The sequence below is a fragment of the Halomonas sp. PR-M31 genome, assembly GCF_001039575.1.
In the GTDB taxonomy this organism is placed as follows: Bacteria; Pseudomonadota; Gammaproteobacteria; order Pseudomonadales; family Halomonadaceae; genus Modicisalibacter.
Genome location: NZ_JIBT01000025.1, coordinates 37,489 through 45,309, shown reverse-complemented (window position 1 = coordinate 45,309; position 7,821 = coordinate 37,489). Strand labels below are relative to the sequence as shown.

Here is a 7,821-nt window from a genome sequence, read left to right as displayed (position 1 = left end):
GTAGTGCGCCGCTGGAAATCATTGAACCAAGCAAACTCATCAAGAGTAGCGTCAGGCAGGAAGGTCATAGCGGCCTGACTTAAATGAAATGGTCTTTACAAAAAACCGGTGTGATTCAGGTGGTCCCAACCAGCTGATTACGCTGATGCACGATTTTTTTCGTCGGCGTCTGGATCACGCTGTCACCCCGATACGCGATACAGACGACCATTACCTTCAATATTGGTGGGCTCACCACGAGCCACTAGCGTAAGGTGTGAACCGTCAACGAGGGTCTTGACCGTACCGGAAGCGACGACCTCGCCGGCATCAGCAACATCCGCGGCCCACCTGGCAATGTCCTTGACGCTTCCATTGATATCATCGTTGAGCACGTCGACCTCACCGGTATGAACGCCGGCCTGGGTCAGCACACCCTTTTGCTTTAGGTCGCGTACAATCGTCAGCGCGCATTGTAAGGCTCTTGTGGGACCATCGAATGTCGCTATCAATATTCGATTGTCGCGACGAATGCGCTGACCGCGAAACTGATGTAGCGCGTTGGTGATAGCGATATCGCGATCCTCATCCAAGAGCTGGTTATCGGACTCGACAGGACCGATCACGGGTTTATCAAAATAAGCGACTATAACCGTGGTCAGAATTCTATTTTTTATAGTGACCGTGGGCAGATTCTTCAGAAAGTTGGCAATGGTCTCAATGGTGATTGTCGCGGTATCGCTAACAAGAGGTAAATAGTCCTTGCTGGGGAGCTCCAAACATTGGGCGTCCGGGATTCGCTCCTCCAGATATCGAGCACCCTCGGAAATGCTCAGGATTACGGCGCGCTCGAAGCCTACTGCACCCATCACCGCATGAACGTCGTCCATTCGTTCGTCCATGCCCGACATGGGACTTACGGTATTGGGTAGACCGGCACCACGTTTATCGAAAATGACCACTCGCGCCAAATGACCAAGGCATGTCAGCCAGCGATTGAAGTGAGGGTTGTCCCAGTAATCATCGAGATGAGCGACAGGGCCAAACGCCAGCATCAGGTCGATAGGGCCATTGCCGAACAAGTAATAGGCGACTTGGAAACTGCCATTTCTGGCATAGCACATGATAGGGCGTGAAGCGGGCCTTGATGTGGTCGCCACAGGTACCACGTGGCTGGCTTTCAATTCTGGATTTGCCCCGGTATCGACGTCAGCGACAAAACGAAATCCGCGTCTATGGATAGTGCGGATGCAGCACTGCGTCGAGCCGTCGTCGCCGACCGCTCGACGCGCCGCCTTGATCCGGCTGCTCAATGCGGCATCGGACACTATCCGCCCCTTCCAGATCGATTCGTGAATCTCGCTCTTGCTCACTACACGCTCACGGTTTTCGATCAGCAATATCAGCAAGTCCAACACTTGTGGCTCCACCGCCACACGATGACTCGCCAGAGTCAACTCAAATTTATCCGTATCGATCCAGCACTGGTTGAAAGAGTAAAGCATGTGATTGTTTACCTGGGGTAAGTGCCGATAAGGAATTCTTCAGACTATCTCCATGAATTATTCAACCAGCCTTCAATCCTTCTCCAATGCATTCTAGTTGTTTCTTTATAAGGTGGCATGGCCCTGTCAGGTATCAACGATCGTAGTCATTACAAGGAAACAATTCCATGAAAGAAGACAAGCTCAACGATTTCATTGGACAGATGCTGCACGATTTAGGCGGTGCTTACGGAATTTCCCTGGTACGCATGGGAAACTCCTTGGGGCTTTATCGAACCCTGTATGCGCAAGGTCCCTTGACCTTTGGCGGATTGGCCAAAGCAACAGGGCTGGCCGAACGCTACGTACGTGAATGGCTGTCCTACAATGTGGCCTCCAACTATATTGTTTACTCACCGCAAACCCAGGATTTCACTCTGCCCGAAGAACAAGCGATGGTACTGGCAATAAAGGATAGTCCTGTATACATGGTGCCAGCCTTCGATACCGCCGCCGCCATGCTGGACAATCAGCCCTTGATCGAGGCTGCTTTTCACACCGGCGATGGAGTGGGCTGGGGTAATCAGTCGGGCTGCCTGTTCTGTGCCGTCGCGGGGCTCTTTCGGCCAGGTTACAGGGCCCATCTGGTGGCCGACTGGTTGCCGGCGTTAGATGGCGTGGTCGAAAAGCTCGAACGTGGCGCGAAAGTTGCGGATATCGGCTGCGGTCATGGCCACTCAACGCTTCTCATGGCCGAAGCCTTTCCCAATTCGCAGTTCATCGGCTTCGACTTTCACGCCGCCTCGATCGATCAGGCAAGAGCGCACGTCGATCATCATAAAAGCGACAACTTACGCTTTGAGCTCGGCAGTGCAAAAGACTTTCCCGGCGACGATTATGACCTGATTACCTGCTTCGACTGCCTGCACGACATGGGTGACCCGGCGGGCGCGGCGCGCCATATCCGCCGTCGTTTGAAAGACGACGGCACCTGGCTGATCGTCGAGCCCTTCGCTCAGGATCGACTCGAAGACAATCTCAATTCCGTGGGACGTATTTATTACGCCGCCTCCACCATGATCTGCATACCCACTTCCTTGGATCAGGAAGTCGGCTCAGCTTTAGGCGCTCAGGCCGGGCCGAAGAAGTTGCGTAAAATCGTCGTGGATGAAGGCGGTTTCACAAGTTTCAATTGCGTCGCCGAGACGCCGTTCAATCTGATTTTCGAAGCACGGCCATGACGAGCGAGTTCCAAAGACGGCGGCGCCTCTTGAGCAAGTGCCTAGCCCAGCACCTCGACGGGCATGCCCACCTCCAGCTCGCCCTCGGTCAGTACGACCAGGTTTTGACCAAATTCGACTTGTCCGGTCAACCCGCGCCGATATCCCGCTAGAGTCCGCAGGGGTTCGCGCTTGTCGATGAAGTTGCCGGTCTGCGGGTCGACGGTGATCATGGCGCAGCGGGTACAGGGCTTGCGTACCGCGAGTTCCGTGTCACCGATGCGCAGCAGATGCCATTTGTCTTCGGCAAAGGGCAAGCCGCCAGAGACCACAAGATTTGGCCGAAACTGGGCCATGATGTGATCGCCTGGGGCACGCTCGTTGAGATCCTCAAGAGAGGCTTCACCGATCAGCATCAAGGGAAAGCCATCGGCGAAACTGAGCCGTTTGCCGATGGCTTGGCGATAGCGCGGTGACCGCTCCCCCAACCATAGAAAACGTGCCGGTTCGCCGATGGCCTGCTCGCACCAGCGATCGGCGTCCGGCGTGGTGGTCAATGCCCGAAACTGTCGTTCCATATCTGGGTCGCGAAGGGCTCTTTTTCGAAGGCGTCGAACTCGAGCGCCAGGGGCTCGAGGCTTGGATGATGCAGCACGATCCCCTTGTCATTCAGTTCTGCGCGAATCGTCACCAGCTGCGGATGAGAACGGGCAGTGAGAAATATACCGTCCGGTCGTGCCAGCATGAAGCGTCGATCCCCCATGATCCCCTCTTCGCCCAAAACGGCACGCTCCAGCGGCTCACCGGCAGTGGATTTGATCGGGTAGCGGTAGAGCGCTGACAGGTGCAAGGTATCGGAGGACATCGGCCGCCTCTCTAATGAATGCATCTTTCGATATTAAACGTGCCGTTATTTGCCGGCGAGCTTGGGCTTGAAGCCAAAACCTTCGATGGCATCGCGCAGATCGCCGCTGTTCTTCTTCAACTCCACCCTCAGGGTCGAGAATTCCCGGCGCACCGGATATTCGGCGCGGTAACGGTCAAACGCCTGGGTCAGGCCCAGCCGCCGGCGATAACGATCGAAGCCAAGCATGTCGCGTCGCACGTCGTAACAGGCTCGCACACATAAAGACAGCGCCTCCATGGGCGGCGCCGATCCTGACAGTACGATCTTGCGCAACCAGTTGTCCGGCTTGATCTGGCCAAGCTTGCGCCGGGCGGGCAAGCCGAAATGACGCATCACGGCCTGATAGACCAGTTCGGTACCGAGCATCTTGCCATCCAGGCTATAGCCGGCGATGTGAGGCGTGGCGATATCCACCAGATCATAAAGCACCTGATCGATGGCGGGCTCGTTTTTCCACACGTCGAGCACGGTACTCAGATCCCCCCGCTCCTCGAGGCGCTGGCGCAATGCCATGGTATCGATGCAGGTACCTCGCCCGGTGTTGATTAGAAGCGTTCCCGGTTTCAGCGCCGCGATACGTGCCGCATCCAGAAGATGCCGAGTGGGATACTCTCCTTCCGTGGTCAGGGGCGTGTGCAGACTGATGATGTCGGCGCGCTTGATCAGGGTATCGATATCAAGAAAGTCATCGCGGTTTTCCTGTTTGGCCCGGGGCGGATCACAGATCAGGCAGGTGACGTCGAGCTCTTCGAGACGCTGACGCAAACGATCACCCACGTTGCCGGCGCCAACGATGCCCACGGTACGCTTCGCCAAAACGAAGTCCTGCTCTTCCGCCAGCATCAACAGGCTGGAAAGCACGTAATCGACCACGGATTCGGCATTGCTGCCCGGGGCGCTGGCAAAGCCAATCTTTTTCTCCTGAAGGTAGTCCAGGTCCACATGGTCGGTACCAATGGTGCAGGTACCCACAAAGCGTACTTTGGAACCTTCCAGCAGTGCGGCATTGACCGGGGTGATGGAACGGACCACCAGAATATCCTGATCGCGTACAGCAGCATTATCGATCTCGCGGCCCGGCATTCGGGTGATCTCGCCCAGCTCGCCGAAAAATTCCTCCGCCAAGGGCACGTTCTGATCCACTAGTAGGCGCATGGGGTGTCTTGCTCCTTGTTCGCAGCCTGAAGGCGGTTACAATATTGCCGTCATCTTAGGACGTGCTTTCAAGCGCCACAAGGATTGAGCCCCTCACCAAGGAGACCCCGTGATCGTCCGCTGGGAAAGTCATCATGACTACGTGCTCGTGCACGTCCATCAGGATATGTTCGGCGACTGGATATTCAGTCGTGCCTGGGGCCAGATTGGTACCCAGTTCGGCGGGCTCAAGCACCAGGTGGCGGGCAGCCACGATCAGGCGCTGATGTGGCTCGAAGACGTTGCCAATATCCAAGGGGCACGAGGCTTTCAAAAGGTGCTCGAGGCAAGTGACGAAAGCCCTGAAGGCCGCGATGCGGTGCGGCAGCTGTCGCTGCTCGATCTCTGATCAAACGAAAGGCTAGCCCAAGAAGCGCCGGCCGTTGACCTGCCGTGCGCCTACTGGTTTCTCAGGGACTTGCGGCGACTCCTCGACGAACGCCAGCAGACCCCGAATATCCAGCCAGGCCGCCAGTCGATCAGGCTCCAGGCCACGCTCCAGCTCATCGCCCTGCTCGTCCGCTAGCACCGGTATCCGGATGCCGTAGTCTGCGATCAAGGCGTCGCTATCGGCGATCTCGACCCGCTGGAGCGCGATGTCGTCCGTTCCGATGCGGGAAAGCTCCGCTTCGAGTTGCTCACACAAATGGCAGCCCAGGGTGGTGTAAAGCGTCAGTCGTCTCATGAGTCCTCACGGTGACGAATCAGGAAACAGTGATGCAGATTGGGCCGGCGCTGGAAATCCGGATCGAAGGTCTGGGCCGAAATGTCCTCCACCGCATGGCGCTCGAGCACGCCGTCGTCCAGCTTGAAGCGTCGCTGATTGTTGGAGAATATCAGCGTTCCTCCGGCTGCCAGACGAGCCATGGCCAGATCCAGCAGTCGGCCATGATCGCGCTGGATATCCAGACTCTCCTCCATCTTCTTGGAGTTGGAGAAGGTCGGCGGGTCGAGAAAGATCAGATCGAACTCGCTGCTAGCGGTTTGAAGCCAGTGAAAGCAGTCTTCCCGCACCACCCGATGACGACTGAGATCGATACGATTGAGCGCCAGGTTGTCCCGAGCCCACTCCAGATAGGTGTTGGAAAGATCCACGCTCACGCTGTCGCTGGCGCCGCCCTTTTCATTTCGCCCTCCAGCACCTAAGGCAGCCTGCACCGTGGCGGTACCGGTGTAGCAGAACAGGTTGAGAAAGCGCTTGCCGGCGGCCATTTCGGCAATTCGGCGCCGCACCGGACGATGATCGAGAAAAAGCCCCGTATCCAGATAGTCGCGCAGATTGACCCACAGCAGTGCCTTGCCCTCTCTCACCTGAAAACGCTCGCCGCTGCTGTCGCGCTTCTGGTACTGGGCCTTGCCGGTCTGGCGCTCGCGCTGCTTGAGATAAATATGATCGGGCCGCACCTCAAGCGCTTCAGGAATCACCCCCAGCGCGTCCATCAATCGGCGCTGGGCCAGGGCAGCGTTGACGGATTTTGGCGGCGCATACTCCTGCACATGCACCCGATCGCCATACACATCCACCGCAAGAGCATATTCCGGCATGTCCGCGTCATAGAGCCGATAGCAGCTCTCGCCGCTCTGCTTGAGCCATTTTTTTAGCCGCTTGCGGTTCTTTTCCAGGCGATTGGCAAACATCTGCGCGCCTTCCGAGCGCCGGGATACGGACTCCGGCTTTGACGTTTCCTGCTCGAGGGTTCCCGACGCGCTGCTTTCAGATACGTCGTTCGCAGGTATATCCATCATCAACAGCTTGCAGTCCAGGGCGCCATTCTTGAAGGCGTACTGCTTGCGTGCCCGCAGCCCGGTACGATGGCCAAGCTCCGGGTTGCCGGTGAACAGGGCCAGAGTCCAACCAGGAAACTCACGGCGTGCTCGTTCGCCCAGGTCCGCATACAGGGGCACCAGCTCCGGCAGCTCGCCAATACGCTCGCCGTAAGGAGGATTGGTGATCATTAACCCCGGCTCATTGCAATCTTCTGGCCGACGTAGTCGAACGACTGCGCCGCCTTGAAAGTCGATCAGCGCGGGAATGCCGGCGCGCATGGCGTTGCTCTTGGCAGCAGACAACGCCTGAGGGCTTTGATCGACGCCGTAGAGCTTTGATTTGATTCGCCGTCGCCCAAGGCTTGCCCGGGCTTCGGCTTCGCGCTTGAGTTCGCGCCAGAGCGCTTCATCGTGGCCTGCCCAGCCATGCAGACCAAAGCGTTCTCGATTGAGATTGGGCGCGATATCCGCCGCCATCAGTCCTGCTTCGATGACCAGGGTGCCGGACCCGCACAGCGGATCAATGAGCGGTTCGCCGCGTTTGGCCCGGGCCGGCCAGTCCGCTCGCACTAAAAGCGCCGCGGCCAAATTCTCCTTGAGGGGTGCATGGCCAGGATCGCGGCGATAGCCGCGCTGATGCAGACTGGTACCGGCCAGATCAATCCCCAGGGTCAGTCGGCCACGATGAAGATGCGCGAACAGACGAAGATCCGGCTGACGAAGCTCTACCTGGGGACGCTCCTGACCGGCTTCGCGTAGCGCATCCACCACCCCGTCCTTGACCGTCTGAGCGCCAAACCGAGTATGACGAATATGCTGGGACTGACCGTGGAAATCCACCGCCAGGGTCGCCCCAGGCGCTAGATGTTGAGTCCAGTCAATATGCTTCGCTACTTCCTGAAGATCCTCCGGGCGCTCGATGCCCTCCTCTCGTGCAAGACACAGCACGATACGATTGGCCAGTCGCGACCACAGGCAGGCGCGATAGGCCGTCTCAAGAGTTCCTTGAAAATAGAGTCCGGCCACGGTGCTTTTACTCGCCTGCCCGCCCAGACTCAAAATTTCAGCAGCCAGTAGCGCTTCATTACCCTTGGGACAGGTCGCGAAGAAGGTCATGGTGTCATTTTTTTGGTGCTCAGGCATGGCGTATGAATCCCGGCATGGTGCGCTTCAATCCTCTGTTATCTTGCCTGTAACGTGCGTGTAACAATTTTAGACTCGACAATCCTAAGTAAACTAGTCTAAACATTAAGTCTAGTAGCTACTAAAA

The 7,821-nt window shown here is 57.3% G+C and carries 8 protein-coding genes; 2 read left to right on the top strand and 6 right to left on the bottom strand.

Annotated elements, in window-relative coordinates:
- Positions 1-182 precede the first annotated feature (182 nt).
- Positions 183-1,484 carry a winged helix-turn-helix domain-containing protein gene (locus CH74_RS07795; RefSeq protein ID WP_048306901.1) on the bottom strand — a complete coding sequence of 434 codons (1,302 nt, stop codon included), beginning with the start codon at positions 1,482-1,484 and terminating at the stop codon, positions 183-185.
- Positions 1,485-1,651: 167 nt separating this feature from the next.
- Here CH74_RS07795 and CH74_RS07790 point away from each other — a divergent pair, with 167 nt between their 5' ends.
- Positions 1,652-2,704, top strand: a complete 1,053-nt coding sequence (locus CH74_RS07790; RefSeq protein WP_048306900.1) for a class I SAM-dependent methyltransferase — start codon at positions 1,652-1,654, stop codon at positions 2,702-2,704.
- Between the two features lie 41 nt (positions 2,705-2,745).
- On the opposite strand, the gene CH74_RS19485 is transcribed toward CH74_RS07790, so the two are convergent.
- Genes CH74_RS19485 through pdxB form a run of 3 tightly spaced genes read right to left on the bottom strand, consistent with a single transcriptional unit; the run spans position 2,746 to position 4,745 of the window.
- Entirely contained in the window at positions 2,746-3,261 is a 516-nt protein-coding gene (locus tag CH74_RS19485) for an MOSC domain-containing protein (protein WP_253273001.1), read from the bottom strand.
- Positions 3,237-3,548: an MOSC N-terminal beta barrel domain-containing protein gene (locus tag CH74_RS19480; RefSeq protein ID WP_253273000.1), complete on the bottom strand. Its 312-nt coding sequence runs from the start codon at positions 3,546-3,548 to the stop codon at positions 3,237-3,239. Before CH74_RS19480 ends, CH74_RS19485 begins: the two co-directional genes overlap by 25 nt.
- A gap of 45 nt (positions 3,549-3,593) precedes the next feature.
- Positions 3,594-4,745 (bottom strand): 4-phosphoerythronate dehydrogenase PdxB, encoded by a 1,152-nt coding sequence (pdxB, locus tag CH74_RS07780; protein WP_048306898.1) that lies wholly within the window; start codon positions 4,743-4,745, stop codon positions 3,594-3,596.
- Between the two features lie 109 nt (positions 4,746-4,854).
- On the opposite strand from pdxB, the gene CH74_RS07775 reads away from it, so the two are divergent.
- The gene (locus tag CH74_RS07775) at positions 4,855-5,133 is read left to right on the top strand and encodes a hypothetical protein (RefSeq protein WP_048306897.1); all 279 of its coding nucleotides are present in this window, start codon (positions 4,855-4,857) and stop codon (positions 5,131-5,133) included.
- 12 nt (positions 5,134-5,145) lie between these two features.
- Here the strand turns inward: CH74_RS07775 and CH74_RS07770 are convergent, their stop codons facing one another.
- Positions 5,146-5,469 (bottom strand): glutaredoxin family protein, encoded by a 324-nt coding sequence (locus tag CH74_RS07770; protein ID WP_048306895.1) that lies wholly within the window; start codon positions 5,467-5,469, stop codon positions 5,146-5,148.
- Positions 5,466-7,694, bottom strand: a complete 2,229-nt coding sequence (gene rlmKL / locus CH74_RS07765) for a bifunctional 23S rRNA (guanine(2069)-N(7))-methyltransferase RlmK/23S rRNA (guanine(2445)-N(2))-methyltransferase RlmL (RefSeq protein WP_048306894.1) — start codon at positions 7,692-7,694, stop codon at positions 5,466-5,468. The genes CH74_RS07770 and rlmKL overlap by 4 nt, the downstream gene beginning before the upstream one ends.
- Positions 7,695-7,821: the final 127 nt, after the last annotated feature.

Coding starts and splice junctions, on each gene's coding strand:
- CH74_RS07795 (WP_048306901.1), bottom strand. CDS start 1,484: ATGCTTTACTCTTTCAACCAGTGCTGGATCGATACGGATAAATTTGAG.
- CH74_RS07790 (WP_048306900.1), top strand. CDS start 1,652: ATGAAAGAAGACAAGCTCAACGATTTCATTGGACAGATGCTGCACGAT.
- CH74_RS19485 (WP_253273001.1), bottom strand. CDS start 3,261: ATGGAACGACAGTTTCGGGCATTGACCACCACGCCGGACGCCGATCGC.
- CH74_RS19480 (WP_253273000.1), bottom strand. CDS start 3,548: ATGTCCTCCGATACCTTGCACCTGTCAGCGCTCTACCGCTACCCGATC.
- pdxB (WP_048306898.1), bottom strand. CDS start 4,745: ATGCGCCTACTAGTGGATCAGAACGTGCCCTTGGCGGAGGAATTTTTC.
- CH74_RS07770 (WP_048306895.1), bottom strand. CDS start 5,469: ATGAGACGACTGACGCTTTACACCACCCTGGGCTGCCATTTGTGTGAG.
- rlmKL (WP_048306894.1), bottom strand. CDS start 7,694: ATGCCTGAGCACCAAAAAAATGACACCATGACCTTCTTCGCGACCTGT.